This window comes from Nocardia heshunensis (genome assembly GCF_054782115.1).
Genome location: NZ_BAAGTC010000002.1, coordinates 259,422 through 283,749, shown reverse-complemented (window position 1 = coordinate 283,749; position 24,328 = coordinate 259,422). Strand labels below are relative to the sequence as shown.

The following is a 24,328-nucleotide window of genomic DNA, read 5'->3' as shown; positions in this document are numbered from 1 at the left end:
CGGGGGATTCGGGAGTGGGGGGTGGAGTCCGACAGTGGAGGTATGACTGAGATCGGGGCGTTCGAGCGGACTTCAGCGGCGGTGTGGGAGCGGCCGGAGCGGGCAATTCTGGCGTATCGCGCGGTGGTGGCGGCGCTGGTCGCGGGAGTGGCGGAGACGTTGGGGCGGGCGGCGATCGTGATCGACGCACCCGACGGGCACCTGTCGGGGATCGCGGTCGGGCTGCTGATTCGGGCGGCGATCTATCTGACCGTGTTCGCGCTCGCTGCCCGCATGTTGACCGGAAGCCTTTGGGCGCGAGGGATTCTCGTGGTCGGGCTGGGCACGGTGGGACTGGCCTCACTGGTGATGGAACCGCTTGGCGCGATCTTCTCGGCCCACCATTTTGCCGACCTCTTCACCGACTGGACCCCGAATGCGGTGCTACTCGGCCTGTTCCGCGCCACCCACATCATCGCCGTCCTGGTCTTCCTCCCGGCCGCCATCACCTCGGGCCGCCGAATCTGACCCATCGCTCACGCTGATGGGGGCGGGAGGAGGCCGACTCGGACGTCCTCGGCGGTCGTGACGGGGAGGTCGCAGACCGAGCCTCGGCAGATGTAGGCGGCGGAGGTTTCGCGGACCGGGGGGCGGTCAGCCAGCAGGGGTTGCGAATCGACTGCGCCGGAGACAATGACCGAGCCGCCGGGGGCGGCTGCGCGGGCCGCAGCCAAGAGGGTTGCGGCACTGCCGGATTCGCCGTCGGGGCCGGTCACCACGGCCACCTGGATGGGGCCGCGCAGGGCGGCCTCGGCGACGGCGAGCCAGTGTCCGGCGGAGCGGGGAGCGCGGGCCAGCAGGACCGCGCCGCGGGTGAGGGTGAGGTCGGCCAGTTGCCGGTAGCGGGCGGCCGCATCGGTGTCGGCGAGTGCGGCGGCGGTGACCAATGCCTCTGCGAGCACCGAAGTTCCGGCAGGAGTGGCACCGTCCAGCGGATCACGCGGGCGGGTCAGCAGGGTTTCCGCGTCGTCGGCGGTGTCGAACCAGCTGCCGGGGGTTTCCGGATCGGCGAAGTGGGTGATGGCGGCATCGATCAGGGCCTGCGCGACGGGCAGCCACTCCCCTTCGGTCGTCTGATGCAACGCCAGAAGCCCGAGCGCGAGCCAGGCATAATCCTCCAGCACGCCCGGAGCCGACCCCGCCACTCCACCCAGCGACGCGCGGCAGACGCGACCGTCGGACACATGAGCGTCGAGCAGGTAGCGGGCGCAGCGCGCGGCGGCGGCGACCCACTCCGGATGTCCGTGTGCGGCACCGGCTTCCGCGAGTGCCACGATGGCCATACCGTTCCAGGCGGTCACGACCTTGTCATCCCGCTCGGGTTGCGGGCGGCGGTCGCGGGCAGCGGACAGCCGGGCCCGAATGCCCTCGAATCGATCGTGGTCGACCGGTTTCGGATCGTGATACCGGGTGAGCACCGAGGTCCCGTGCTCGAACGTCCCGGCCGTCGTCACCCCCAGAAGCTCTGCGGCCCAAGCACCGTCGAGCGCGCCCAGTACCCCGTTGAGTTCGGCGGGTGTCCACACATAGGTGGCTCCCTCGACTCCCGGACTCCCCGGCTCCAGATGAGTGTCGGCGTCGAGCGCGGACGCGAACGCCCCTTGCTCCGTGCCCAGATCCGCCAGCAGGAACTCCACGGTCTCGCGAGTCACCCGCAGCGCCAACGACTCCCGGCCCGCGTCTGCCGTGTCGAAGTCTCGCCGCGCGAGATGCGCGTACACCCGCAGCAGCTGCGCATTGTCGTAGAGCATCTTCTCGAAGTGCGGCACCACCCAGGCGGCATCCACCGAATACCGCGCGAACCCACCCCGCAGCTGGTCGTAGATCCCGCCCCGCGCCATCGCCGCGCAGGTGAACGAAACAGCCTGCAGCACACCGAGATCCCCGGTCAGCTCATAGTGCCGCAGCAGCCCCTCCAGCAGTGCCGACGGCGGAAACTTCGGCGCACCCCCGAACCCGCCCTGCTCCCGGTCCACATCCTTCAGCACCGCACTCACCGCATGGGCGAGCAATTCCGCCCCCAGCGGTATCTCCGCATCCGGCAACCCCGCCGTCTGCTGCCGCAACGCCTCCCCCACCTGCGCCGCCGCCGTATTCACCTCATCCCGCCGATTCCGCCACGTCTCCCCGATGGCGGTCAGCACCTGCGTGAACGAAGGCATCCCATGCCGAGGCGTCTTCGGGTAGTAGGTCCCGCAATAAAACGGCTCCCCCTCAGCCGTCAGGAAACAGGTCATCGGCCACCCACCCTGCCCCGTCATGGCCACGGTCGCATTCATGTACACCGCATCCAGATCAGGCCGCTCCTCCCGATCCACCTTGATACACACGAAGTTCGCGTTCATCAGCGCGGCAGTCGCCTCGTCCTCGAACGACTCATGCGCCATCACATGGCACCAATGACAACTCGCGTACCCGATAGACAACAGAATCGGCACATCCCGCTCCGCCGCCTCCGCCAACGCCGCAGCATCCCACTCCCGCCAATCCACCGGATTGTCGGCGTGCTGACGCAGGTAAGGCGAGGTGGCGCTGCCCAAACGGTTCATACCCTCAGCCTCCCACACGCGGCGGTGTGGCGTGATTGGGCAAGAACTGCGGCATTCGAAACTCTCTGTCGTGGGAAGGTGCGACGCCGAGTACAATTCGGACCCGGAGGCCATGGGCCCGTCGGAATTGACGCGTCGCCTCCGGCGGTCTCGTAATCGATAAGGATGCAACGGATTTCGATGACCGGTGGGCCGGGAGGCCCGAGCATCTTCAGTTCGGAAGGCAAGTCCTGATGGCCAGATATTCCAACGGCGAGTCCGCATTCTCGCGATTGGTCCGTCTCCTCGAAGCATTCGATGACGACACGCCGTTCACCACCGTCTCGGACCTGTCGAAACGAACGGGGCTGTCATTGCCCACCGTTTCGCGGATGGTTTCCGATCTCGTCGATCAAGGCTGGCTGCAACGCGATGCCGACCGCCGTGTGGTATTCGGTTTGCGAATGTGGGAACTCGGGGTCCGCGCGGTACCGACGCGCAATCTGAGCCGGGTCGCTCGACCGTATATGACGGAATTGAGTGCCCGCCTCGGTCAGAATGTCCAACTGGGTGTGCGGCAGGGCAATGAGGTGATTTTCGTCGAATTGATGTCCACGCCCGCGGCGGTCCCGGCCTTCGTCCGCGAGCCCGGCGACCGGCTCCCGCTGCACGTGTCCGCGCCGGGGCGGGTGTTGCTCGCACACGCGCCGATGTCTTTCCAGGAGAGCTTCCTTTCGGACCCGCCGCCGATGGTGTCCCTCGGCGGCGGCGCCGATCTGCACTCCCTGCGGGCGCAACTCGTCGAGATCCGCCGTACCGGTGTCGCATTCCGTCCGGCGGTGGGCGATCCGGAATCCACCGCCATCGCGGTACCGCTCCGCTTGCCCGGCCGGGAAGTGGTCGCGGCTCTGTCGGTGGTGATGCCCCGGGCCGAGACCGCCCGCACGGCTGCCGTTCCAGCGGCACTGCACGCGACGGGGCTGCAGATCGGCCGCGCCCTGGTCGGGGAGCAGATCCACGCCGAGCTCCCCTCGGAATAGCGGAAAACTCCTGTCGCGCAGCCGAACTCGATTGCGCGACAGGAGTTCGCTCATCCTTCGTTCACCCGAGGCTGAAGGGCTCACCCCACAGGGTGACCATGCCGACCGTGGTCGGGGTGTACACCTTCGCCTGGACGAACGACCGGGCCTGCGCGTAGCCGCCGCATCCGTTCACCGCGAAGGTCTCGTCGTGCCAGGTCACGCTCTGATGCGGCCCGGACACCCGCGGCGCCGAGTAGTGGCTCTCTTTGTTGTAGTCGTCCGGGACTTCCAGATCGAGCAGGTTGAGCACCTTCGCCTGGCCTGCCGCCAAGGTCAGCGAGGTCGAGGCGCCGCCGCTCGGCGTGATCGTCCCCTGACCGGAGCTGAGGTCGGCGGTGGCGGAGGCATCGACACCGGCCGTCATGCCCGCCGACAGGTCGACCTGGCAGCCGACGATGTAGCCGATGTTCAGCTTGGTGTACGTGGCGGGATCGGCCGCCGCACCGCCGCTCAGATCGACCGCACCGTGACCACTGGTCCACGCGTTGCGGTGCAGGGGCGTGGCGCCGAGCGAGGGATTGATATTGGCCGATTCCCCGGTCAGGTCGACATCCACGACCGTGCCGTCGCCGATGGTCTGGGTGATGTGCCCACCGGGCAGCGGCACGATGGTGTCGGCGTTCGCCGGGGCGACCGAGAGGCATCCGATGACGGCGGCGCTCAGCGCGAAGCCGGCCAGGCGGGCGAGAGTGCCCGTGCTCGAGTTGTTCATGTGCGCGTTCCTCGAATATCAGTATTGACGAATCGAAAAGCTATGACTGCCAGGAGAATTCAGCCGATGCTGAAGGGCTGGCCGTAGAGGGTGGTCTTGGAATAGTCGGGTCCGACGATTTCCACGGTCACCACCTGACGGGCCTGCGCGTAGCCCGCACAGCCCTGGATCTCGATCTGCTGGTCCTGCAGATCGAAGTGGTACGCACCGCTTTCGACCATGTCCTTCTGATCGAAGTTGACCCACTTGACCTCACCCGGCCCCAACGGCAGCGACAGCGACCCCGACAGCGAAGGACTCGAGCTGATCCCCGCCGAGATCCCCGCCGACAGGCTGCCGAGCGCCACCTGACAACCCACCAGGTAGCCGACCGACATGGTGGAGGCGCCATGCGTGGACGAATCGTTGGTGCCCGCCCCGTTCGCGGGACCGTTCCAGGGACCGACCTTGCCCGGCGGCGTATCGACATTCGAGGTGATGTGCGACGACAACCAAGCCACCCGGCCCGCGCCATTGGCAGCCAGCGACGGTGAGATCACAACGCTGTTGCCCACGCTGTCGATGGATACGCCCGGTTCGGTGATGTGGCCGTCCGGCAATGGCACGAAGGCGTCCGCGTGCGCCGTGCCCATCGAAAGCAGTCCGACCGCCGCGGTCACCGCCGCCGCGACAGCCACATTCCGGTAATCCCTCATCTACTGTCCTCACTGAATCAGCACGTACCAATTACGCGCTGCGGCGAACAGTAAACGGGCCGATGAATTGCATCATTATCGATTTCCAACATGGAAATTCGCGCACTCGTCAAGCGAGGTTTCTTTCTTTGAAATGCTGTGACGCACACCACAATATATGAAGTTGAATTGCCTGTTGACGGCGAGTGATGCGTGCCACTCTGCTGGTCGGCGGAAATGTAGTTCCGCGGTGGAGAGGAAGTTTCCATGAGCATTTTCACGAGGCGCAGCCGTTCCCCGGAGGAATCCGAGCGGCCGGAGGACGCCAAGCACACGCCTTGGCAATTGTTCGCCTACGGCAGCCAGCACATTCTCACCATGTACGGCGGCGTGATCGCGCCGCCGATCATCGTCGGCGGCGCGGCGGGCCTGTAGGTCACCGATATCGGTCTGCTGGTGACCGCGAGCCTGTTCGTGTCGGGACTGGCCACGCTGGTGCAGACGCTGGGTTTCGGTCCCTTCGGCAGCAGACTGCCGATCGTGCAGGGCATTTCGTTCGCGGGTGTGTCGACCATGGTGGCGACCGCCTCCACCGGCGGACTGCGCCCGGTGCTGGGGTCCATCATCGTGGCCGGGCTGATCGGCTTGGTGCTGTCGTCGTTCGTCGCCCAGTTGGTGCGGCTGTTCCCGGCCGTGGTGACGGGCTCGATCATCACCGTGATCGGTTTGTCGCTGATGCCGGTCGCGTTCGGTTGGGCGATGGGCAATGATCCGGGCAAGCCCGATTACGGGTCGATGGGCAATATCGGCTTCGCCGGGCTGACGCTGATCATCATCCTGGTGATCAGTCGCCTGTTCCAGGGGGCGATCTCCCGGTTGTCGATTCTGATCGGCTTGGGAGTGGGCACGGTTGTCGCCATCTGTGCAGGCAAGACCGACTTCTCGAGTGTCGGCACCGCGAAGATCGTGGCGCCGCCGCAGCTCTTCCACTTCGGCACACCGACCTTCGAGATCGGCGCGATCATTGCGATGACCGTCGTCATCCTGGTGACCCTGATCGAGACGACCGCCGACATCCTGACGATCGGTGAGATCGTGGGGACCCCGGTCGATGAGCGTCGGGTCGCCGACGGCCTGCGCGCGGACATGCTCTCGACCACGATCGCGCCGGTGTTCGGGTCCTTCACCTGCAGCGCGTTCGCCCAGAACGTCGGCCTGGTGGCCTTGACCGGAATCAAGAGCCGGTTCGTGGTGGCGACCGGCGGCCTGATCCTGGTGCTGCTGGGCCTGCTGCCGGTGGTCGGCGCGGTCGTCGCGGGCATCCCGTACCCGGTGCTCGGCGGCGCCGGTCTGGTGTTGTTCGGTTCGGTCGCCGCCAGCGGCATCCGCACCCTGGCGAAGGTGGACTTCCAGGACAACCTCAACATGGTCATCGTCGCCGTCGGTGTCGGCGTGGGCCTCATTCCCGTTGCCGCCCCGAAGTTCTGGGATGCCTTCCCCAATATGGTGGGCGTGGTCCTGAACTCCGGTATCAGCGCCACCGCCATCGTGGCGGTGCTGCTCAACCTGGCCTTCAACGAATGGAAGTTCGGTCGCCGACCCGGCGCTTCGGTATTCGCCGCCGCCTCGGACGCGGACGCCCGGCTGCCGGAGCAGACCCGGATTCCCGACGGCCACCACTGACGCGCACGGTCCGCCAAACCGCAAGGGCCCCATATCCGCGAATGGATATGGGGCCCTTCGTTTTTCAGCAGGCGATTATCGGTTCCCCTGTCGCATGATGCGCTTGCGGGCATCGACGCCTGCTGTACCGACCGCGTCGTGCGGCATGGTCCGGAGTTCGTCGTCCGCCACGACGGTGTTGCCACCGACGAGCAGCCGGGCCAAAGGAGGCTGCGGGCCGAAAACCAACGCACACACCGGATCCTCGAGCGCGGCCCGGAAGCCGTCCACCCGCCAGACCGCGATATCGGCCAATTTCCCAACCTCGAGCGAGCCGATCTCGTTGTGCCGCCCCAAGTTCCGAGCGCCACCCAGGGTGCCGACCTCGAGCGCCTGACGCGCCGTCATCGCCCGCGGACCACGCACGGCGCGCTGAAACAGCAGCGCCTGACGCATCTCACCGGCCATGGAAGTCAACTCCGCCGACGCGGCGCCGTCGACGCCGAGTCCGACGGGCGCGCCCGCGGCCAGCAGATCGGTCACCCGCGCGATCCCGGCACCGAGACGGGCATTCGAGGTCGGGCAGTGCGCCGAGCCGGTGCCGGTCTTGGCGAAGGCTGCGATGTCCTTGTCGTGCAGGTGAACCGTGTGCGCGAACCACACGTCGTCGCCGAGCCAACCCAGCTTCTCCATGTATTCGACAGGCGTGCAGCCCATCTGCTCGATGCAATGCTCTTCCTCATCGAGCGTCTCGGCGAGATGAGTGTGCAGGCGGACCCCGTGCCGACGAGCCAACGCGGCGGATTCCACCATCAAACCCTCCGACACCGAGAACGGTGAACAGGGGGCGACAGCCACCCGCAGCATCGAATCGAAGGACGGATCGTGATAAGTGCGGATGATCTCCTCTGTGTTGGAGAGGATTTCGTCGCGGTCCTCCACCACCTCATCCGGCGGCAGCCCACCCTGCGACTGCCCACGATCCATGGAACCGCGGCACGGGTGGAAACGGATCCCGATCTCACGCGCCGCACGCACCTCCGCCTCGAACACGTCACCGCGCCCCTTGGGGAAGATGTAGTGGTGATCGGTGGAGGTGGTGGTGCCGGTCAATGCCAGCCAGCCGAGCCCGGCTTGGGCTGCGCCGTGCACGATCTCCGCGTCCATGGTCGCCCACAGCCGGTAGAGACCCGTCAGCCACTCGAACAGGGTCGCGTCCTGAAACAACCCTTGGGTGGCCCATTGGTAGAGGTGGTGGTGGGTATTCACCAGGCCCGGGGTTACCAGGCAACCGGTGCCGGAGAGGCGGTCAGCACCCACCACCGTCGGCGCAGGTCCCGCGCCGAGAGCTTCGATCCGACCATCGTCACCGACGATCAGATAGCCGTTGGGGATCTCGTCACCGACAACCGGTGCGATATAAGCGTTTTCAATGACCAACTTGCTCATTCGTGCCCATCTTCTGTCCGTATTGCGTGTTCCGACAACTAAACTCGGCCGGCGTACACGCGAAAAACGACGATTCGTCCGAACTTGCGAACCGGTTCACTCGGCAGCATTTGTAGATTTATCCAGAAACTGTCGCGAAAGATGTGAACAAGGTCCAGACACTTTCAATCATTCTTACCGAGCATCCCGAAAGGGGTTGAAACTTGTCATGATCGGCGACCTGAATCATGACATGACACCAAAGGTAGCTCTGCCGGCTCGGCCGGCCCCACAGCACCCGATCGATCACGCTGCCAGCCGGGTGCGCCGTCAGCTGCGGTGCTTTGCGCCATCACCTCTACTGCGAATGAGGCTCGGGTTGTTGGCGTTTCGGTCAAAAGGTGGTGGTCGGTCCATGATCCCGACTAACGTAACTTGTTGATGGACGACAGGGCCTCAGTGGTGATCGACCTGGTCAGAGGACCGCTTCTCATAGCCGGGTGTATCGAGCTTGCCGAGGGAAAGGCAGCCTGTAGTGGATCTTCGTGACGTCCCGTGCGGACCCGGACATTTGCCGGTGCTAGGGCACGGCTGGAAGATGTGGCGTGATCCGGTCCAGTTCATGGTGGACCTGGCCGGCGCCGGGAAAATAGCGCGCGTCGATATCGGCAGTCGCGTTGTCTACGTCATTACCGATTTCGAACTCCTGCACCGAGTGTTGGTGGAGGACTCCGACACCTACGAGCGCGGGCTCCTCTTCGATCGCATACGCCTCATTTTCGAGGAATCGCTGATCGTCGCGGATGGTCAGCAGCACAGGGATCTTCGCCGGCTGCTGCAACCGGCGTTCCATCGCACCGAGTTGGACAACTACGCACCGATCGTCAAACGGAACGCCGATGCGTTGGCGAGTTCGTGGCGGCCGGGCCAGATTGTCGAGATGCGTTCCGTGCTCCTGGATATGGTGATCACCGACCTACTCGGGTCCATGTTCTCGCACGAACCCGATAGCGGGGAGTTGCGACTCATCTCGAGTCTGATCGGGGCCATTGGTGGCGGCGCCATCGTGGGCAGCGTGCTGCCGAAGCGACTGGCGACTCTGCCATTGCCGGTGAACCGCAAATTCCTGTCCGCTGGAACGCAATTGCGGGAGTATTGCCGGGAACTGATCGTCGCGCGCCGCGACAGCGGTGAGCGCCGGACCGACCTGATCGATCTCCTGCTGAATTCACCGGCTGTCGAGCACCGTGACGACAAGTTCCTGGCCGAGCAGGCCGTGACGGTTCTCTTCGGTGGGATCGACGCCTTGACCGCCACGCTCACCTGGGCTCTGTACGAATTGTCCCAGCGTCCGCCGGTGGCTTCGCAACTGCGGCAAGAGATTTCCGACGCGGAAGAGTTCAGCCCCGGAAGTCTCGACCGGCTCGAATACCTGAACTGTTTCCTGAACGAGGTCACGCGGATCCATTCACCGCTGCTGCAGACCAGACGCAGCATCACCACGGTCGAACTCGATGGTTTCAAATTCCCCGCCGGGACCGATATCGGCTACAGCATCGCTGCTGTGCACCGCAACCCGGATATCTTCGCCGAGCCGAACACCTTCGACCCCGATCGGTGGTCGTCGTCGAAATCCGGGTCGAAATGCCGGAGCTTCGTTCCGTTCAGCATGGGCAATCAGATGTGTATCGGAAGAAATTTCGCCTGGCCGGTACTGCAGACAACTCTCCACAGCCTGCTGTCGAAATGGGAGTTCCAGCCGGTCGCGAGCGAGCGGCTCCCGCGGGTCATGGGTCCGATCCCCGGGTTGGGCAGGCTTCCGCTCGAGGTTCGCCCGGTCTCAGCCTTTGCCTGATGTGGTGAATGCCGTCCTGCGCAGTGCCGAAATCCGGCGAATGAGGATGGGCAGGACGGCCGCGGCGATGAAGAGGGCGACGGCGACGAGGATGAAGTAGAGCAGCGATCCGGTGCGGCCGAAGCGAGGGCGGAAGGCGACCTGCTGGCCTGTCGCGGCGACGGCATTGAGGAACGGGGCGTAGGCCTGCAGGGTGAATCCATGGGGCAGCAGATTCATCGCGCTCTCGGCCACATACACCCAGAACAGGAGGACGGCGACGGCCGCGGACGGAGTGCGAATCAGCGACCCGACCGCGATGCCCACCCCGCAGGCGGCGAACGCGTAGATCGGGACGGTCCAGAGGAACCGGATGCCGGCGGCATCGGTGATGTCCACGGCCCCATACAGTTCGGGAAACTCGTGCGGCAGCGTGATCATGACGACGGTCAGCAGCACCACCGTCGATATCGCCGCGATGGCGCCGTAGTAGATCCACCGAGCCAAGGCGACCGTCCAGTACCTGGGGAACAGGAAGGTGTTGAGATCGCTTGCCTGACCGCGTCGTTGGGTGCCGTGGGCGTAGGCGGCGGTGACCATCATGATCGACACGGAAAAGGTCATCACCCAGTACACGGAGTTGGTGGTGGAGACCGGGGCCACGAAACGCTGTCCGGGGAGCGTGGCGAGTCGTTCTGCGACAGCGGCGATTCCGAAGGTGACCGCCAGCGGCAGCACGAAGGCGAGCGGGACAGCGAAGGCCCACAGGAAACTACGTCCGGTGGTGCGGGTCCATTCGGCCGCGACGCCGCGGTAGATGAGGGTGGCCGGACCGGGACTGTTCATCGGGCCGTGCCGGACGCGAGACGGGTTGGCAGCCCGGCAATTCGCACGTAGGCGTCCTCGAGGCCGGTCTCACCGGGCTCGAGCGTGCTCCTGAGGTGAGTGAGAGGCTGATCGGCCAGCACCCGCCCGCCGCCGAGGATGACGATGTGGTCGGCATTGCGTTCGACCTCATCGAGCAGGTGCGAGGCGACCAGGACACAGGTCCCGGCATCGGCCAGCTCGCGCAGCAATTCGCGTATCCAGCGGATACCCGCGATGTCGAGGCCGTTGAGCGGTTCGTCGAGCAGCAGGGTCCGAGGCTGGCCGAGCAATGCGGCGGCGATGCCGACGCGCTGGAGCATGCCGAGCGAATAGTGCCCGAGCCGGCGATCGGCGACCCGGACGAGGTCGACGATCTCGAGGACCTCGCCGACCCGGCCGGTGGGTAGGCCACGGGCACGAGCGATCCAGCGTAGATGCCGACGTGCGGTGTGGCGTGGGTCGAAAGCCCGATAGTCGAGGTGCATTCCGAGCGATGCGGGTGTGGTGTGATGGGCTCGAACCAGGGTGTCGTCGACCCGAACGGTCCCGGCGGCGGGTGGCATGAGGCCGCAGATACACCGCAGCAGTGTGGTTTTGCCGGTGCCGTTGAGACCGATCAGGTAGGTGAGCGCCCCGTCGGCCACCGTCAGTTCCGGGACTTCGAGGACGGTGACGCCCGGGTAGCTCAGGGTGAGGTCACGAATATCGATCACGGTGCCCGGAGCCGGTCAGAAGTCACAGGACATCGACAGACCCACGGCCTGGATGCCCTCGCATACCGAGCTGTTGGAGAGTTTCCAGACACCGTCGATCCGCTTCCAGACCACGCGCGCGGTGATATCCGGTCGTCCGACCGACCTGGTACGCAGCATGGCGGTGTGCACGTTGCCGTCCTGGGTTTCGGGACCGGTGATCTCGTTGGACCCGTACGGAGCCCGGAACAGGCCGGTGTCGTAGAGGGCGTCCGCGACCGCGACCGCCCCCATACCGCCTTCCATATTGGCCGCCTTGGCCTGGTCGGAGACGCCGGGCGTCTCGATCAGAAACACCACCTGGTCGTGGAGATCGTCAAGGGTGGGAACGTCTTTGGTGATGAGGAAGTCGCCGGGAGCGGCGAAGGCGGCGGGGGCATTGACAATTGAGGCGCCGGTCGCGACCACGGCGACCGTCATGATCGACGACACGACACCAGCGACAATGTTGAAGGACTTCATCTCTTCATCCTCTGATCAACTGGGACAGCGCAAATTTGGCGCATTCAAGAGTACTCGTGCTCACGGCGGCTTCCTCAGGGTTTGCGGCCGATGGCACCGAGCATGACCATCCGAGTGTCGGGCAAGTCGGGGCGGAGCCACTGCTGGACCGGCACCACACCGGGTTCGAACAACTCGAAACCGGATAGCAAGGCCTCGGTCTGCGCCGTGGTTCGGAAGGTGACCTGCGCCGGAGTGTCGGCGGTGCCGGTCAGCACCTGGAGTATCTCCGGGGAGGAATCCAGGGAGCCATGACTGATCACCAGGTAGCTACCCGATGCCACCCGATCACGGAAGGTGGCGACGATGTCGGCGGGGTGTTCGTGGTCCATCACGTAATGCAGTACACCGGAGAGCAGGATGGCTACCGGTTCGTCGAAGTCGATCAGCCCGCTGTCGTCGAGCTGATCGAAAATGTCGCCGGGAGAACGAATATCGCCCAGCAGGGCGGCGACTCCGGGCGGTCCGGCCAGCAGCGCATTGCTGTGGGCGACGACGACCGGGTCGTAGTCGACATAGACCACCCGCGCCGACGGCTCGAGCTTCTGAGCCACCTCGTGCACGGCGGGTGTGACCGGGATACCCGAGCCCAGATCGAGGAACTGCCGGATACCCGCCTCGACGGCCATCTCGACCGCTTTGAGCACGAAACCCCGGGTGAACCAGACCAAGGTCTTGAGTTCGGGTACCTGCGAGAGCATCCGACCGGCCATCGCCCGGTCGGTCTCGTAATTGTCCTTTCCGCCCAACAAGTAGTCGTAAACCCGGGCGGAATTCAGCTCACCAGGGTCGAGCGAGTGCGGTATCCGTTCGCGCTCCGACGCAGGCCCTTCGGCTTCCTCGACCACAGGTGTAACCGTAACCGAACGCCACCCCGGGTGTACGTGACTCCGGAATTCTGTCGTCGCACGGACCTGGCGCAAAGCGGAGCCATCGGCGAACCACGCTCCGACACAACACGATCCAACACTCGAGGACCGGGCGGCAAGTGCCTACTCCCGACTGCCTTCGCGAATCGGACTCGGATCTGTTTCAGCCAAGGCGACGGCGCATGCGACCGCCGCCCGCGCCCGGTCGACGGTCGCATAACGGCCCAGACCACAAGGGGACGCGACGTCCAGTCGGCCGCCGTAGGCCGACTCCGCCGTCGCCAGCGCCTGTCGTGCCTGCGCGAGCGGTTGCGCCGGATGCGCAAGTCCGGCGATAAGCCGCGTATCGACAGGCAATTCGAGGCGTGCCAGCGGCGCGTAGTACCGCGGCCGAACCGGCGCTTGCTTACCGTCGCCGATGGGCATGTGGACGAAGTCGAGCGGCCGCCCCGCCGGCCAGTATCGCGCTATCGCGTTGGCCAGCGCAACGACCCCGGCCGTCGACCTCGGTGTCACGGCGGGCTTGTCGTCGAGGCTCCCGTAACACAGGTGCACCCCGAATCGGGCACCGTAGGGGGCCCGGGTGACGAGGCGTGCGATGGCTCGACCGGCCGCCGTGGCCAGGCCCTGCCGCAGCACCGGCGGTGTCGCCGCGCAGAGGAGCGTCTCGGCTGCCAGTTCGAGTTGGAATACGACGTTGTCCCCCAACGCCTCATGGATCCGGACGATCTCCCGGACCGTGGCGTCGAGGATCGGGCGGTAGTAGGGGAAGCCCCGACGCCACCCGAGCATGCGCGCCTCGAAGGCGATGAAACCGATGACGAAGGGTGTCGGTATGCCTACCTGCAAACGAAGTCCGGGATCGGTTCGGCGCAGTTCGGCCAACGCCTTCCCGGCACGCTCGGCCTCCGCCGCATAGCCGAGCGCGGCGTCGATATCGGCTTCGGTCAGTGATCGGCCCGCCCGCAGCCGAAAGGTGTCGCGGGAACGCAGCGTCGACCAGTCACCGCGGCGCACCGGCGCCAGCGCCGGGATGCTGCCGAGCCGGTCGATGATGGGTCTGACGTACCACTGGGCGCGATAGGGATCCGCTTCACCGCCCGGAACCATGCCATCCAGGAATTCACCGGCCGTGTCGACAGCGAACGCCATCGCCTTCTCCGGACTGTCCAACTGTGCGGGCAGGCTGCCCACGAAGTGAACCGTACGCTGGGGCTGCACCTCGCCAGTCTCGCATATCGGGATCGGCTACGAACGAGATCTGCAAACGGTCAGCTCAGCGCCCTCACCCAACTCTGGTGATCGCCGCCCACGCGGCCCACCTCGCCGACGAACTGCCCGGGCGGATCACCGGAGTCCTTCCGGACCACCGCGAAACGGGCTCCGGTGGCCAAATCGGTTGCGGTGCAGGCGTATGCGGCGGTGACCAGCAGCTCCAGGTCGACGGCGCAGACGCGGACGCCGGTGCGGGCGCCGATCAGGACGAGGGGGACCACCTCGGCCCACGCCTCGTGCGGGCGGCGTTCCAGAACGATCGGCCGGGTTCCGGCCACGCCGACCATCGCGTCCAAAGTGCCGGGTATGCCGGTCATCTCGTAGCGACGGTTGGTCAGCGAGTGCGTCAGTCCGCTCACCACGATGCCGATGATGAGCAGGCCGACCGCGGCATACTTCGCGTGCACGGTTCGCGACCGGCCGACCCGCCGGGCGACACCGATCAGCAGGAGCACGAACATGAACAGCGGCACGGCGTAGGAGAAGTAGCCGATGTAGGACTCGTCGATCTGGTCGATGCCGATCGACGCGTAAATGCACATGAGCAACACCGCGGCCGCGCAGAACGCCGAGCCGGTACGCAGCAATTCGTCGCCGCGGGCCAGCAGCGCGACGAGGGCGAAAAGGGCGATGAGGATGATGACGCCGAGCACGCGGTTCGGGCCCCAGAATTGCACCGTGTAGGAAGCCGCGGTCCAGGGCATGTGCATGGCGTGGCCGCCGCCGTAGCCGACATATTTCACGAGTTCCCCTGGGAAATGCAGGATTGCGTCGAGCACGATCGTCGACGCGAATACGGCCGCGATCCCGCCGAAGAGCCACCAATCCCGCTTGGCGACAGCCAGTTTGCGCCGCCACACGAGATACAGTGCCGCACCGCCCAGCAACGGCACGAAGAACAGGAACTCCGCGTGCCCGTGAATGAGGAGCCCGCCCGCCAGCGCCACCATCCAGAGGTGCCGGGTGCGGCCCGCCACCACCGAGGACGCCGCGACCAGCAGCAGCAGGAACGGCGCGAAATACACGTAGGGAAACCAGAGTCCGCTGATCAGGTCGCGATACACGGTGAGGAAGAGCAGGGTTGTCCCGCCGAGCGCGGCAAGGAGCATTCGGGACGGATACCAGTCGTGGACGATACTCAGCACCAGCGCCAGCAACGCGGCATTGAGCAGCAGAATCGAGATCGCCTGCCCGTTCCAGGGTGACGGCACCACTCGTAGTACGTCGTAGAAGAGCCACTCACCGAAAGCTTGCACGTAAATGAACGCGGGTCCCGGATGGTGAAACCCCACCCGGGAGTAGTTGCCGACCAGCAGCTCGAAATCCTTCGCCGCCAACACCTGAATCGAGACGGTCGCCGTATCCCCCTCCTCGAACACGATCCTGCTGAACAGATCACGACTGCTGGCCAGCAAGGCCGTGGCATACCCGAGCCACACTACGATGAAGACTCTCACGAGCCGGAAGCCTATCGGCCGTAACCGGCGGGCAATGCTCGCGCTCAGCGGGATTCGTCAGCTCGCCGAATAGACCTGGTTGCCGTTCATCCAGGTTTCCAGGACTGCGATGTCTTTGATCCGGTCCGGCGGGACGGCACGGGGGTCTTGGTCGAGGATGACGAAATCGGCGTATTTGCCGACTTCGAGACTGCCGACTTCGTGTTCGGAGGAGAGTTGCCATGCCGCTTCGGATGTCACCGCGCGGATTGCCGATTCCACCGATATGCGCTCGTCGGGCGCCAACACATAGTCGGGTTCTTTCCAGGTACGGCGGGTGACGGCCATCTGGATCATGTGCAGTGGATGGGGGTCGGTGACCATGAAGTCGGAGTGCAGCGTGAACCCGATTCCCGCCGCCTCCACACTGCGACACCGGTCGAGCAGCAATGCTTTCTGCGGGCCGAAGACCGTGTCGCGCATCGCAATACCCCAGTAGTGGACATGCCCGATCAGGAAGCTTGCGGATACGCCGAGGTCTTTCATGCGAGCGATCTGATCGTCGTGCAGGATCGAGCAGTGCTCGATCCGCACTCGTACCGCGCCCGGCTCCACCCCGGCATCGCGGATCGCGTCGCAGGCATCCAGGATGTTGTCGATACCGGCGTCGCCATTGCCGTGGATCGCGAGCGCCCAACCCTGGCTCGCGCGGTCGACCGCCTCCGCGGCAAGCACCTTGGGCTCCATGTACGCGATTCCGTAGTTGTCGGTACCGAGGTACGGCTCGCGTTGTAGGCCGGTGAATCCTTGGTTGGAGCCGTCGGCGACGAGCTTGTAGCCCGCGATCCGCACCAGCGCGTCGCCATCGCCGGGTCGCACCCCCGCCGCGTCCCAGGTGTCGGTCCCGAGAGTGTAGAAGGGGTAGGCGCGAATTCGGGTCTGGAGCTTGCCGGTGGCAGCGGCCTGCCTCAGGACGATGAGGTCGTCGGGCGTCTGGCTCAAGGTGCCCAACCCCAGTTCACTCACCGTGGTCAACCCGACCTGCCGCCAGCTCTCGAGTAGATCGATCAGCGCATCGACCGGGTTCAATCCGGCAGCGGCGTCACATTTCCCGAGGACCTGGTTGTAGGCGACACCGTTTTTCATTGTCCCGGTGAGTTTTCCGTCGGCATCGCGCACGAACTCGGCTCCGTCCGGATCCTGCACATCCTCGCCGATACCCGCCGCGGCGAACGCCGCAGAGTTCGCGTAGGCGATATGCCCGGAGGCGTTGAGAACGAACACCGGGTGCGTGGTGGACACCGCGTCGAGCTCGGCGAACGTCAGCGCCGGCAGATCCGGTTGCACGGCCGGATCGAAATTGCGAGCGAGGATCCACTTGCCTTCGGGCGCTTGCCTTGCCATCTCCGTCAAATGCTCGAGCACCTCTCCCACGGTGCCGAAACGCGCCATCCCGACGTACTCCATCAGAGCCGCCACCATACTGCCGGTCAACACATGGGTATGCGCATCGACAAAGCCCGGCACCATCGTCCGCCCCGCCAGCTCGACCTCCGTGGCCCCCACCCCCACGATGTCTCGGACCGCCTCCTCCGTACCGACCGCCACGATCCGATCGCCCTGAATCGCAATCGCCTCGGCAATCGAAAAGTCCCGATCAACGGTCAATATCGTTCCGCCCGTGAACAAGTGCACCTGTTCAACCTCGGGAATCCCTGAAATAGCCATCGATTTCCCCTGTTCTGTGATGAACGTCGGTCGCGTCGAACAACATTCGACGCAACCGGGGTCGCAGAACCATTGTCCGCGCAGTGCCGCGCGGCCCGCAGCCGAACACGAGCGGAACGCTCAGTCCTGCTTGGTGACCTCGATGCCGAGGGTCAGGGTGATCTTGTCGCCGATGACGGCGCCGCCGTCGGCGAGGGGCATGTCGATGGTGATGCCGAAGTCGCGGCGGTTGATGACGGTGGTGGCCTCGAAGCCCGCGACCGGGCCCTGGCCCATGCCCGGGTTGACGCCCAGGAATTCGACGTCCAGGGTGACCGGCTTGGTGACGCCCGCGATGCTGAATTCGCCGTCGACCACGAAGTCGTCGCCCTTGACGTGGAATCCGGTGGATTCGAAGGTGGCGAGCGGGAAGTTTTCGGCGCTGAAGAAGTCGGCGGTGCGCAGGTGAGCGTCGCGCTGCGGGTTGTCGGTGGTCACCGAGTCGACGCGGATTTCGGCCTCGGCGGCGGCGGACCCGTCTTCGCCGATGACGAGCTTGCCGGAGAAGTCGGTGAAGCGGCCGCGGACCTTGCTCACCATCATGTGACGTACGGAGAAACCGAGGGTGGAGTGCACCGAATCGATGACCCAGGTGCCGGATGTCAGGGCGGTGGCGGTGCCGGTCATGAAGTGCTCCTTGGGTTTTGGCAGCTGTGTAAGCCGTACCGAATTTTGTGGACGTGACAACCAAATGAACAGCGGGCTGCGCGCGGCTATTCCCGGCAGCGGGTCGTGTTCGGCTACAGCACGGCGTCGGCGAGACGCCGCACGTCGTCCAGGTGGTCGGTGGCCGGGTTGAAGATCAGTTCGTCGACACCGAGGTCGGTGTAGATCCGCACGGTTTCGCGCAGAGCGTCGGAAGTGCTGTTGACACCCGAAGCCATGAAGTCGGCTTGCTGCGGAGCGAGTGCGGAGTAGTAGTCGTGGACGTTGGCGCGGCCGGTGTCCGGATCGCCGAAGGCGAAGTAGGCGAGGCTCGCCTCTACGCATGATCCCGTTCAGAGCAGGAGGCGGGCTAGTTCGGTGGGGCGGGAGAGCATGGCCATGTGGCCGCCGGGCATTTCCAGCGGGTCGATGCACAGTCGGTCACGGACGAGTCTGCGTATGAAGTCGGCGGGGAAGAAGCGGTCGTCTCGAAGGAGGACGAATCGGGTGGGGACGTCGGGCCAGGAAGACATGGGCCAGGGCAGGGTCATCGGGGTGGCGGACTGGCCACGCTCGAATTGCTCGGCGGCGGAGCGTTGTTCGGGGGTCAGGTCGTTGTAGAACACGTCTTCGTCGCCCGTGGTTTTGTGGCCGGTGTTGGCCCACCAGTCGCCGGGCGCCTCGCCGGCGGTCGGGATCATGGCGGACACCAGCACCATTCGCTCCACCGGCACCCGGTCGCACACGAGCGGGGCGGTGAAGCCGCCGAAGGAATGAGCTACCAGGACCACGTCGCGGCGGGAGCCGATGGCCTCGACCACCGTGTCGGCGTATTCGCGTAGCCCGGCGGTGTCGTCCTCGCACGGCAGTTGCACCGGCACGGCATCGTGGCCGAGGCTGCGCAGCTCGTCCGCCACGTGCCGCCAGTAGCCCGCATCGCATCCCGCGCCGGGGATCAGCATGAACGTGCTCATATCACCTTGGTACCAAGGGCGACCGACAAATCCATGAGGTTCGAACGGGGGCGCGCGGTGGATCTCCCCGCCGCGCGGTCGGTTTCGAGTGATAGTGGGTGTATGGGCAAAACGGTCGCGGACGCTTTCACCCCGCTGCTGCGACTCGCGTTCGGGTCGCGGCCGCCATTGCGGTTCGAATTCTGGGACGGCAGCGTGGTGGAACCCGAGGGGGATCCGCCCGGCACCATGCGGATCCGATCGAAGGATGCACTGAGCCATATGGTCTGGGCCCCAGGCGAACTCGGGCTGGGCCGTGCCTTCGTCTCGGGCGCGGTGGATCTCGATGGTGACATCTTCCGGATCCTGCGTGCCCTGCAGTCCGCGGTGCCGGACAGTGGCCGCCTCGGCCTCGCCGGGGCTTGGCAGGCCGCCGGTGCGGCCCGGCAGTTGGGTGCGCTCGGCCATCGCCCGAAGCCACCGCCGGAGGAGGCCCGGCCCCCGCGCGGCCCGCGGCACACCCGCCACCGCGACGCGGCGGTGATCAGCCATCACTACGACGTCGGCGACGACTTCTACCGTCTGGTGCTCGGGCCGAGCATGACCTACTCGTGCGCCCGGTTCGCGGCCCAGGACGACGACGGCCGGACCGCCGCTGACCCCGCCGTCTCACTGGAGGATGCGCAGCGCGCCAAGCACGATTTGATCTGCCGCAAGCTCGGATTGGCCGACCGGCCCGGCATGCGGCTGCTGGATGTCGGTTGCGGGTGGGGTTCGATGGCGATGCACGCGGCCGCGGCGTACGGCGCGCAGGTCGTGGGCGTCACGATCAGCGGTACCCAAGCCGAGCTCGCCCGCAAACGCATCGCCGAGGCCGGGCTCTCCGCGAAAATCGAGATCCGGCTGACCGATTACCGCGACCTGCGCGGCGAGCAGTTCGACGCCATCTCCTCGATCGGCATGTTCGAACACGTAGGGGCGAATCGCGCCGCCGAATACTTCGACACCCTGCGCGCGCTGCTGCGCCCCGAGGGCCGCCTGCTCAACCACGCCATCTCGTCGATCGGCGGGTCGCAGATCAGCGCCCGATCCTTCATCGGCCGCTACGTCTTTCCCGACGGTGAACTCCTGGACGTCGGCGAGGTGGTGCTGGCGATGGAACGGGCCGGATTCGAGGTCCGCGATGTCGAATCCCTGCGTGAGCATTACGCCCTCACCCTGCGCGAGTGGGTCGCCAACCTGGAATCCGGCTGGGCCCAGGCGGTTTCGCTGGCGGGTGAGGGCCGTGCCCGCATCTGGCGCATCTACATGGCCGCCTCCGCCCTGGGATTCGAGGACGGCGGCCTCGGCCTGCACCAGGTCCTGGGCGTCGTCCCCACCGCCGAGGGTGGCTCCGGATTCCCCGCCACCCGCCGGGCCTGGGGTTAAGGCTCGAGGTCGACGACGCCTTTGCCGCTCGCGACGTCGAGCGGCACCGAGACCTGGTCGTGGGCGATGAACCAGGCGCCGTCGATCCTGCGCATGCCGTAGGTGACCCGGACCCACATGCCGCTCGTCGCCGTCCCGTCCTTCAATGTGCCACTCAGACGGGCGAATCCGTGCCCGAAGGCCACATCGCCGCCTTCGGTGAAGGTCAGGTCGCGGACCTCGTAGGTCACGGTCTCGAAGAACAGGAACACCCGCGCCCAGTTCGCGAGTTTCGCCGCGGTTCCGACATGTTGTAGCGGCGGCTCGATATCGAAGGACACGACATCGTCGGTGTACAGCCGCCCGACGGCGTCGAGATCCTTGGCGGCGAGCGCCTCGATCACCTTGTCGATGTGCTTGACGAGTTCGGACATGGTCGGCTCCTCAGGAATTCACGAGCGTGGTGTCGGTGGCCCGCAGCGGTGCGAGCGCGGTGGTCCAGGCGATGATCTGATCGATCGTCTTGTGCAGCGCGTCGGTATTCCGATCATTCGGCATGTAGGTGCTGTTGTTCTCGAAATCGGTGAGCACCGAGATCGACACCTGATAGCCGACGTCGGCCATGCCCAGTGTGCCGACGACCGTCCGCAGCCCCATCACCGCGCGGGCGCCGCCGTTCACGCCGTAGGAGACGAATCCGACTGCCTTGTGGTTCCATTCGGCGAACACGTGGTCGAGGGCGTTCTTCAGCACGCCCGGGTAGCCGCCGTTGTATTCCGGGGTCACCAGGACGAAGCCGTCGAACGGGGCGACCCGCTCGGCCCAGGCGCGGGTGTGCGCGTTGACCGACGGCCCGAACATCGGCGGTACCGCCTCGTCCAGGTGCGGCAGCGGATGTTCGCGCAGGTCGATCAGTTCGTAGTCGGCGTCGCCGCGCGCCGTCGCCGTGTCGAGGACCCATTGGGCGATCTGCGCGCCGTTGCGGCCCGGCCGGGTGCTGCCGAGAATGATGCCGATCTTGGTCATGTCCGGGACTCCTGCTGTGTCGAAAGCGTTTCATCCACCTCGACGACACAGCCCCACGGAATGTCAGGCCTGACAATTCGAGACGCTGTTTCGTCGAGTTCGATGGAGCCGCATCGCCCGAAGGAGCCGAACCCCATGACCGATCCGCAACTGAGCGCGGTGATGAGCGAACGCCGTCAACTGATCAATCTCGCCTACCGGCTGCTCGGCTCGCTCAGCGAGGCCGAGGACGTGGTGCAGGAGACCTACGCGCGCTGGTATTCGCTGTCCGATCAGCAGCGGGAGGAGGTGGTGAAGCCGGGCGCGTGGCTGACCACGGTCGCCAGCCGCATCTGCCTCGATCAGCTCGGCTCCGCGCGCGCCCGGCGGGAACAGTATGTGGGCGAATGGATTCCGGAACCGGTGCCCGGCCATGTCGAATGGTTCGGCGGTCCGGCGCCCGCCGATCCCGCCGACCGGGTCACCCTGGACGAGTCGATCAGCATGGCGTTCCTGGTCGTCCTGGATTCCATGACGCCCGCCGAACGGGTGGCGTTCGTCCTGCACGACGTCTTCCGCTACTCCTTCGCCGAGGTCGCCGACATCGTCGGCCGCACCCCCGCCGCCTGCCGTCAACTGGCTTCCAGCGCCCGCCGCCGCATCGACACCTCGCGCAGCCCGTCGAGCGCCGAACGCGCCGACGTGGTCCGCGACTTCAAACGCGCCTGGGAGACAGGCGATCTGGCGGCCCTGATCGGCCTGCTCGACCCGACCGCCGTCGCCACCGCGGACAGCGGCGGCCTCGCCCTCGCCTTCCTCGATCCGATCACCGGCGGCGACCGGATCGCCCACGCCTGGCTCGAGATCGCCGCCCGCGGCCCCAAGGTCACCCTGATCGAACGCACCGTCAACGGCCAGCCGGGCCTGGTAGCCCAACTCGGCGACACCATCATCTCGGTCTACGCCTTCGACATCGCCGACAACCGCATCACCCGCATCTGGGCCATGCGCAACCCGGAGAAGCTGCGGCTGTGGACAACCGAATAGGGCTCGAGGTCAGTCGAGGATCCGATAGATCGTGCGCAGGTAGGCCTCGCTGCGCGGAGAGCCGATGAGGCCCGCGCCCATCTTGTTCATGGCGTAGGTGACGGTCATGCGACGGTCGAGATCCATCACGACCATCGAGCCACCCCAGCCGCCCCAGAAGCAGATCCGGCCTTCGGGGATGTAGGGCACGGTGCGCTGGTCGGGAAGCCCGTAGCCGATGCCGAAGCGCAACGGGACGCCGAGGACCATGTCCGGTCCGTTGCTCTGCTCCTCGAAGATCAGCTCGATGGTGGCCGGATTCAACAGCGTTGTGCCGTCGACGGTTCCGCCGCGCGGGATGACCGACATGATCCGGGCGAGCGAGCGCGCATTGGCGTGACCGTTGTAGGCGCCCAGGTCCGCGCGCCGCCACGCCTCCGTGTTCGCGGCATCCGCGTCGAGCGGCGGGGTACCGAGGGTCTTGCGCAACAGGTTGTCCGCGGGCAGCGCGCTGAGATCGAATGGAAGTGGCGGCGGCGCAACGACATCGGAGATGCGTGGCCAGTCGGCTTCGCGCGCGCCGATCTGGAAGTCAGCGCCCAGCGGTGCCGCGATTTCCTCGGCGACGAACGCCGCGAGCGACTTTCCCGTCACCCGGCGGACGATCTCGCCGAGCAGCTGTCCGAAGTTCTGCGCGTGGTATCCCGAGGCGGTTCCCGGTTCCCACCACGGCGTCTGGGCCGCCAGGTGCGTGCTGGACAGGTCCCAGTCGTAGAGGTCCTCGAGCCCGAAAGGTGGTTCCCAGCCCGAGATTCCGGAGGTGTGGGAGAGCAGGTAACGCAGCTCGATGTGTTCCTTGCCGTTGGCGGCGAACTCGGGCCAGTACTTCGCGACCGGTGCGCGCACGTCGAGCACGCCACGGTCCACCAGCATCAGCACCGCCAGGCTGGTCACCGTCTTGGTGCTGGACCACACGTTGGTGATGGTGTCGCGCTCCCACGCCCGGGTTCGCTCCTGGTCGACGTGGCCGCCCCACATATCGACCACGATCTCGCCGTCGATGTCGATGACCATCGAAGCGCCCAGCTCTTCCCCCGAGGCCAGATTCTGCTCGAAAACCGTTCTCAGGGCATCGAATCGAGGGCCGCATTGCCCGTACACACTCACTAGGAAATCCCTTTCGGCACATAGGTCGGATCGCCCAGCAGCGCCGCCACCGCGATCGCGGCCTTGGTTGCGTCGGGGTCTTCTCCGGTGATCAGATCGGCGTAGATGAACGATTCGGCGATCCGCGCGATCAGGTAGGCCAGATCGTGCGCGGACATCGGGTGGATGAGATGCCCGCGGTCCAGCTCCTGCTGCACCAAACGCTCGATGGCAGCGACGATTTCGTGCTGCACCGGACTGTCCTTGGTGGTGAGCAGCCGCAGCGCGCGTTCGGGCTCGCGGCGCAGATAGATCCGGAAGAACGGTGCGTCGATCAGCGCCTGCGCGAAAGTTCCTGTCACGTCGGCGATCCGGGCGGCACCGCGGCGATCGGTCGCCGCCACCGCGGCGCGGTGCGTCGGCTCGGCCAGCGACCACAGGATGGTCGCGAGCAGCTGGTCTCGATTGCCGACCCACCGAAACAGCGTCGACCGGTCGACCCCCAGTTCGGCGGCCAGCTTCTGCATGTCCAGCCGGTCACCCAGCAAGAACTTGCGCCGGGCGAGGTCGACCGCCTGATTGCCGAGAACCTTGCTGTGACCGGGACCACTCATGAATGCAACATACTCAGATATATTGCAGCAAATCAAGCATCAGTTGCACTGCCCGACAAAGATGGTGATCGGTCACCATCTTTGTTAGCGTGAGCACCGGACGACC

The 24,328-nt window shown here is 65.8% G+C and carries 25 protein-coding genes; 7 read left to right on the top strand and 18 right to left on the bottom strand.

Translation table 11 applies throughout. The features are described 5' to 3' along the window. The first annotated feature begins 42 nt into the window (after positions 1–42). Positions 43–507, top strand: coding sequence for a hypothetical protein (locus ACYVN4_RS01375; protein WP_460717374.1), 465 nt, complete (start codon positions 43–45; stop codon positions 505–507). 8 nt (positions 508–515) lie between these two features. Here ACYVN4_RS01375 and ACYVN4_RS01370 read toward each other — a convergent pair whose 3' ends face one another. Next, positions 516–2,588 (bottom strand): thioredoxin domain-containing protein, encoded by a 2,073-nt coding sequence (locus ACYVN4_RS01370; protein WP_460717373.1) that lies wholly within the window; start codon positions 2,586–2,588, stop codon positions 516–518. Positions 2,589–2,821: 233 nt separating this feature from the next. Here ACYVN4_RS01370 and ACYVN4_RS01365 point away from each other — a divergent pair, with 233 nt between their 5' ends. Next, entirely contained in the window at positions 2,822–3,607 is a 786-nt protein-coding gene (locus ACYVN4_RS01365; RefSeq protein ID WP_460717372.1) for an IclR family transcriptional regulator, read from the top strand. 61 nt (positions 3,608–3,668) lie between these two features. On the opposite strand, the gene ACYVN4_RS01360 is transcribed toward ACYVN4_RS01365, so the two are convergent. Beyond that, entirely contained in the window at positions 3,669–4,361 is a 693-nt protein-coding gene (locus ACYVN4_RS01360) for an MspA family porin (RefSeq protein ID WP_460717371.1), read from the bottom strand. A 59-nt stretch (positions 4,362–4,420) separates the two neighbouring features. Further along, positions 4,421–5,056: an MspA family porin gene (locus ACYVN4_RS01355; protein WP_460717370.1), complete on the bottom strand. Its 636-nt coding sequence runs from the start codon at positions 5,054–5,056 to the stop codon at positions 4,421–4,423. Between the two features lie 246 nt (positions 5,057–5,302). On the opposite strand from ACYVN4_RS01355, the gene ACYVN4_RS01350 reads away from it, so the two are divergent. Together ACYVN4_RS01350 and ACYVN4_RS01345 are read left to right on the top strand one after the other, a co-directional pair. Further along, positions 5,303–5,470 (top strand): hypothetical protein, encoded by a 168-nt coding sequence (locus ACYVN4_RS01350; protein ID WP_460717369.1) that lies wholly within the window; start codon positions 5,303–5,305, stop codon positions 5,468–5,470. A 9-nt stretch (positions 5,471–5,479) separates the two neighbouring features. After that, positions 5,480–6,718, top strand: coding sequence for a nucleobase:cation symporter-2 family protein (locus ACYVN4_RS01345; RefSeq protein ID WP_460718321.1), 1,239 nt, complete (start codon positions 5,480–5,482; stop codon positions 6,716–6,718). A 75-nt stretch (positions 6,719–6,793) separates the two neighbouring features. On the opposite strand, the gene ACYVN4_RS01340 is transcribed toward ACYVN4_RS01345, so the two are convergent. Next, on the bottom strand, positions 6,794–8,146 hold the full coding sequence (locus ACYVN4_RS01340; RefSeq protein WP_460717368.1) for an 8-oxoguanine deaminase: 1,353 nt from the start codon (positions 8,144–8,146) through the stop codon (positions 6,794–6,796). A gap of 577 nt (positions 8,147–8,723) precedes the next feature. Here ACYVN4_RS01340 and ACYVN4_RS01335 point away from each other — a divergent pair. Beyond that, on the top strand, positions 8,724–9,980 hold the full coding sequence (locus ACYVN4_RS01335) for a cytochrome P450 (protein ID WP_460718320.1): 1,257 nt from the start codon (positions 8,724–8,726) through the stop codon (positions 9,978–9,980). On the opposite strand, the gene ACYVN4_RS01330 is transcribed toward ACYVN4_RS01335, so the two are convergent. The 10 genes from ACYVN4_RS01330 to ACYVN4_RS01285 all read right to left on the bottom strand — a co-directional run bounded on the left by ACYVN4_RS01330 (position 9,966) and on the right by ACYVN4_RS01285 (position 19,045). Continuing rightward, entirely contained in the window at positions 9,966–10,805 is an 840-nt protein-coding gene (locus ACYVN4_RS01330; protein WP_460717367.1) for an ABC transporter permease, read from the bottom strand. The two genes, ACYVN4_RS01335 and ACYVN4_RS01330, sit on opposite strands and share 15 nt — an antisense overlap. Next, positions 10,802–11,539 carry an ABC transporter ATP-binding protein gene (locus tag ACYVN4_RS01325; protein WP_460717366.1) on the bottom strand — a complete coding sequence of 246 codons (738 nt, stop codon included), beginning with the start codon at positions 11,537–11,539 and terminating at the stop codon, positions 10,802–10,804. The genes ACYVN4_RS01330 and ACYVN4_RS01325 overlap by 4 nt, the downstream gene beginning before the upstream one ends. A 15-nt stretch (positions 11,540–11,554) precedes the next feature. Continuing rightward, entirely contained in the window at positions 11,555–12,040 is a 486-nt protein-coding gene (locus tag ACYVN4_RS01320; RefSeq protein WP_460717365.1) for a hypothetical protein, read from the bottom strand. A 74-nt stretch (positions 12,041–12,114) separates the two neighbouring features. Continuing rightward, on the bottom strand, positions 12,115–12,927 hold the full coding sequence (locus ACYVN4_RS01315; RefSeq protein WP_460717364.1) for an SAM-dependent methyltransferase: 813 nt from the start codon (positions 12,925–12,927) through the stop codon (positions 12,115–12,117). Positions 12,928–13,071: 144 nt separating this feature from the next. After that, the gene (locus tag ACYVN4_RS01310) at positions 13,072–14,142 is read right to left on the bottom strand and encodes a hypothetical protein (protein WP_460717363.1); all 1,071 of its coding nucleotides are present in this window, start codon (positions 14,140–14,142) and stop codon (positions 13,072–13,074) included. A gap of 77 nt (positions 14,143–14,219) precedes the next feature. Further along, the gene (locus tag ACYVN4_RS01305; RefSeq protein WP_460717362.1) at positions 14,220–15,680 is read right to left on the bottom strand and encodes a hypothetical protein; all 1,461 of its coding nucleotides are present in this window, start codon (positions 15,678–15,680) and stop codon (positions 14,220–14,222) included. A 57-nt stretch (positions 15,681–15,737) separates the two neighbouring features. Continuing rightward, entirely contained in the window at positions 15,738–17,387 is a 1,650-nt protein-coding gene (locus tag ACYVN4_RS01300; RefSeq protein WP_460717361.1) for an amidohydrolase, read from the bottom strand. A gap of 120 nt (positions 17,388–17,507) precedes the next feature. Next, positions 17,508–18,053, bottom strand: coding sequence for a YceI family protein (locus ACYVN4_RS01295; RefSeq protein ID WP_460717360.1), 546 nt, complete (start codon positions 18,051–18,053; stop codon positions 17,508–17,510). A gap of 113 nt (positions 18,054–18,166) precedes the next feature. Further along, positions 18,167–18,310 (bottom strand): hypothetical protein, encoded by a 144-nt coding sequence (locus ACYVN4_RS01290; RefSeq protein ID WP_460717359.1) that lies wholly within the window; start codon positions 18,308–18,310, stop codon positions 18,167–18,169. Positions 18,311–18,424: 114 nt separating this feature from the next. Further along, entirely contained in the window at positions 18,425–19,045 is a 621-nt protein-coding gene (locus ACYVN4_RS01285; RefSeq protein WP_460717358.1) for an alpha/beta fold hydrolase, read from the bottom strand. Positions 19,046–19,147: 102 nt separating this feature from the next. On the opposite strand from ACYVN4_RS01285, the gene ACYVN4_RS01280 reads away from it, so the two are divergent. Beyond that, complete coding sequence (locus ACYVN4_RS01280) at positions 19,148–20,452, top strand: class I SAM-dependent methyltransferase (protein ID WP_460717357.1); 1,305 nt, start codon at positions 19,148–19,150, stop codon at positions 20,450–20,452. On the opposite strand, the gene ACYVN4_RS01275 is transcribed toward ACYVN4_RS01280, so the two are convergent. Both ACYVN4_RS01275 and ACYVN4_RS01270 read right to left on the bottom strand, forming a co-directional pair. Then, the gene (locus ACYVN4_RS01275; protein ID WP_460717356.1) at positions 20,449–20,865 is read right to left on the bottom strand and encodes a YybH family protein; all 417 of its coding nucleotides are present in this window, start codon (positions 20,863–20,865) and stop codon (positions 20,449–20,451) included. The genes ACYVN4_RS01280 and ACYVN4_RS01275 overlap by 4 nt on opposite strands. Positions 20,866–20,875: 10 nt before the next feature. Continuing rightward, positions 20,876–21,457: an NADPH-dependent FMN reductase gene (locus tag ACYVN4_RS01270; RefSeq protein ID WP_460717355.1), complete on the bottom strand. Its 582-nt coding sequence runs from the start codon at positions 21,455–21,457 to the stop codon at positions 20,876–20,878. Positions 21,458–21,592: 135 nt separating this feature from the next. On the opposite strand from ACYVN4_RS01270, the gene sigJ reads away from it, so the two are divergent. Next, a complete protein-coding gene (gene sigJ / locus ACYVN4_RS01265; RefSeq protein ID WP_460717354.1) occupies positions 21,593–22,483 on the top strand; it encodes an RNA polymerase sigma factor SigJ in 891 nt (296 codons plus the stop codon). Between the two features lie 9 nt (positions 22,484–22,492). Here the strand turns inward: sigJ and ACYVN4_RS01260 are convergent, their stop codons facing one another. Together ACYVN4_RS01260 and ACYVN4_RS01255 are read right to left on the bottom strand one after the other, a co-directional pair. Further along, complete coding sequence (locus ACYVN4_RS01260) at positions 22,493–23,629, bottom strand: serine hydrolase domain-containing protein (RefSeq protein ID WP_460717353.1); 1,137 nt, start codon at positions 23,627–23,629, stop codon at positions 22,493–22,495. Further along, positions 23,629–24,222: a QsdR family transcriptional regulator gene (locus ACYVN4_RS01255; RefSeq protein WP_460717352.1), complete on the bottom strand. Its 594-nt coding sequence runs from the start codon at positions 24,220–24,222 to the stop codon at positions 23,629–23,631. The genes ACYVN4_RS01260 and ACYVN4_RS01255 overlap by 1 nt, the downstream gene beginning before the upstream one ends. Between the last annotated feature and the right edge of the window lie 106 nt (positions 24,223–24,328).

Bases quoted from the DNA above. Each gene is read 5' to 3' on its own strand.
- ACYVN4_RS01330 (WP_460717367.1), bottom strand. From the start codon at position 10,805: ATGAACAGTCCCGGTCCGGCCACCCTCATCTACCGCGGCGTCGCGGCC.
- ACYVN4_RS01275 (WP_460717356.1), bottom strand. From the start codon at position 20,865: ATGTCCGAACTCGTCAAGCACATCGACAAGGTGATCGAGGCGCTCGCC.
- ACYVN4_RS01290 (WP_460717359.1), bottom strand. From the start codon at position 18,310: ATGGCTTCGGGTGTCAACAGCACTTCCGACGCTCTGCGCGAAACCGTG.
- ACYVN4_RS01335 (WP_460718320.1), top strand. From the start codon at position 8,724: ATGTGGCGTGATCCGGTCCAGTTCATGGTGGACCTGGCCGGCGCCGGG.
- ACYVN4_RS01365 (WP_460717372.1), top strand. From the start codon at position 2,822: ATGGCCAGATATTCCAACGGCGAGTCCGCATTCTCGCGATTGGTCCGT.
- ACYVN4_RS01375 (WP_460717374.1), top strand. From the start codon at position 43: ATGACTGAGATCGGGGCGTTCGAGCGGACTTCAGCGGCGGTGTGGGAG.
- ACYVN4_RS01360 (WP_460717371.1), bottom strand. From the start codon at position 4,361: ATGAACAACTCGAGCACGGGCACTCTCGCCCGCCTGGCCGGCTTCGCG.
- ACYVN4_RS01355 (WP_460717370.1), bottom strand. From the start codon at position 5,056: ATGAGGGATTACCGGAATGTGGCTGTCGCGGCGGCGGTGACCGCGGCG.
- ACYVN4_RS01285 (WP_460717358.1), bottom strand. From the start codon at position 19,045: ATGAGCACGTTCATGCTGATCCCCGGCGCGGGATGCGATGCGGGCTAC.
- ACYVN4_RS01255 (WP_460717352.1), bottom strand. From the start codon at position 24,222: ATGAGTGGTCCCGGTCACAGCAAGGTTCTCGGCAATCAGGCGGTCGAC.
- ACYVN4_RS01370 (WP_460717373.1), bottom strand. From the start codon at position 2,588: ATGAACCGTTTGGGCAGCGCCACCTCGCCTTACCTGCGTCAGCACGCC.
- ACYVN4_RS01295 (WP_460717360.1), bottom strand. From the start codon at position 18,053: ATGACCGGCACCGCCACCGCCCTGACATCCGGCACCTGGGTCATCGAT.
- sigJ (WP_460717354.1), top strand. From the start codon at position 21,593: ATGACCGATCCGCAACTGAGCGCGGTGATGAGCGAACGCCGTCAACTG.
- ACYVN4_RS01340 (WP_460717368.1), bottom strand. From the start codon at position 8,146: ATGAGCAAGTTGGTCATTGAAAACGCTTATATCGCACCGGTTGTCGGT.
- ACYVN4_RS01350 (WP_460717369.1), top strand. From the start codon at position 5,303: ATGAGCATTTTCACGAGGCGCAGCCGTTCCCCGGAGGAATCCGAGCGG.
- ACYVN4_RS01280 (WP_460717357.1), top strand. From the start codon at position 19,148: ATGGGCAAAACGGTCGCGGACGCTTTCACCCCGCTGCTGCGACTCGCG.
- ACYVN4_RS01320 (WP_460717365.1), bottom strand. From the start codon at position 12,040: ATGAAGTCCTTCAACATTGTCGCTGGTGTCGTGTCGTCGATCATGACG.
- ACYVN4_RS01270 (WP_460717355.1), bottom strand. From the start codon at position 21,457: ATGACCAAGATCGGCATCATTCTCGGCAGCACCCGGCCGGGCCGCAAC.
- ACYVN4_RS01300 (WP_460717361.1), bottom strand. From the start codon at position 17,387: ATGGCTATTTCAGGGATTCCCGAGGTTGAACAGGTGCACTTGTTCACG.